General features: G+C 40.9%; 2 protein-coding genes. Both read right to left on the bottom strand.

The annotated features are described in order from the left end of the window. Window positions 1–298: 298 nt before the first annotated feature. The gene (locus tag ACFPMF_RS27990; protein WP_379851476.1) at window positions 299–823 is read right to left on the bottom strand and encodes an RES family NAD+ phosphorylase; all 525 of its coding nucleotides are present in this window, start codon (window positions 821–823) and stop codon (window positions 299–301) included. A gap of 11 nt (window positions 824–834) precedes the next feature. Beyond that, window positions 835–1,059, bottom strand: coding sequence for an antitoxin Xre/MbcA/ParS toxin-binding domain-containing protein (locus ACFPMF_RS27995; RefSeq protein WP_379851478.1), 225 nt, complete (start codon window positions 1,057–1,059; stop codon window positions 835–837). Window positions 1,060–1,478: the final 419 nt, after the last annotated feature.

A 1,478-nucleotide genomic window follows, 5' to 3' on the forward strand; every position in this document is an offset into this window, starting at 1 on the left:
TGGAGGAATATAACCTAAGAAGGCCCCATGAATCACTGGGTAATCTCACTCCCGAAGAGTGGAAAAACAGGGTGATTGAAAATGAAAAAACTCTAATTGCTACTGTCTGAAATTAGGGGTACTTACAAAATTATTCGATCAAATAATGCTATTGAGTAGAACAATTTACTTGTTGAATTAATAGTAGTAGTAATTACTCAATTACGGCTTAGTCTCAAACATACAAAAATTTTGCATCTAGACAAGATCATATTAGATTATTTCATTTCCGTTAGCTACTAATTCAGAGGAGGGTGCTTTAGCGAATGAAATTTGAGAGTATTTTCCGCAATGATCGTATTACCGACAAGCTGCGCTTTTCCACAAGCGTTTTTCCGAAAGCTCGTTTGTCAAAGGAATAGGAATTCACCTTTACTAACCCCATGTTGGCTTTAGCTAAAGGATGAAGTGGATTTATCAGATAGTTGAATTCTCCCTCAATCACAAATGAAGGCACTTTCATGCAGAGGTGTTCGTTCTTAACTATCCAATTATCAGTCAACGAAAAGAGGTATTCTTCATTATCTGCCAAGGCTGGCGTCAGAGGAGGTAGTTCTAAAATAGAAGAATCCGGGATTTCAATTGTCGCGGCCGCAAAGGCGTTTTGATCAAGCGTGATTGAATCATCGAGATGAACCCAGTACTCCCAAGCTGCTAGTGACAAGCTACTGGCGGTATATAAAACGGCTACTCCTTCACGATTCCAACGCCCACCGTACAGCCTGGCGCCTTCGCCCGATAAATCTTCGATGTATTCTTTACTGGCAATCCGGTAAACATACATTGATTCACCGATTACGCCATGATGCCGTGCTCCATACGGCCCAATACTTTTATTACTTGCTGCAAACTTTCCGGTTTATTTAACAGATCAACCGGTTTTTGGCCTTTCAACATACTATTTGCCCTATTGAGCCAGTTTTTGAAGTCCTTCGGAGAAGCAAATAGTTTTCCCGCCTTCAAATCCCAAAGATCTTTGATGGGGTCTACGTAAGATATCGGTGTTGTTACTGTTGCCATAACGATTGCTTCTAGCAATGGAAACGGAGATGAATCAACCGGCCTCGGCCAAATCTGTTCCCGTTATGCTGAATAACACGAATATAGAAATAATTGTCTAGTAAAACCACAAATATATTGCCTTATACTTGGTCAGGTATCTAGCTGGACAGCGTGACACGTGCCCTACTAACTTGGCTAAAATTTGTGAAAACACTGAAAAATGACAAATTTGAAGGTTTTCAACCCTAAACTTTCCTTACTCTGTTTAAATGAACGATCAACTCTCTACTGTCCCGCTCCCGCCAGCAACTACTGAGATGGTCCAATAAATCGGCACAGTGAACTTGCTTAACTTGCAAGAACATGCAGCCTAAAAACACCCCCCTTAAAAGGCGTAAATACGACGCGACTTTTAAAGCAGACGTGCTGAAGATGAT

Origin of the sequence: Larkinella bovis (genome assembly GCF_042655385.1) — a bacterium.
GTDB classification, from domain to species: domain Bacteria; phylum Bacteroidota; class Bacteroidia; order Cytophagales; family Spirosomataceae; genus Larkinella; species Larkinella bovis.

What these genes read in the sequence shown, in the direction of transcription:
- ACFPMF_RS27990 (WP_379851476.1), bottom strand. Translation starts at nt 823, where the DNA reads ATGTATGTTTACCGGATTGCCAGTAAAGAATACATCGAAGATTTATCG.
- ACFPMF_RS27995 (WP_379851478.1), bottom strand. Translation starts at nt 1,059, where the DNA reads ATGGCAACAGTAACAACACCGATATCTTACGTAGACCCCATCAAAGAT.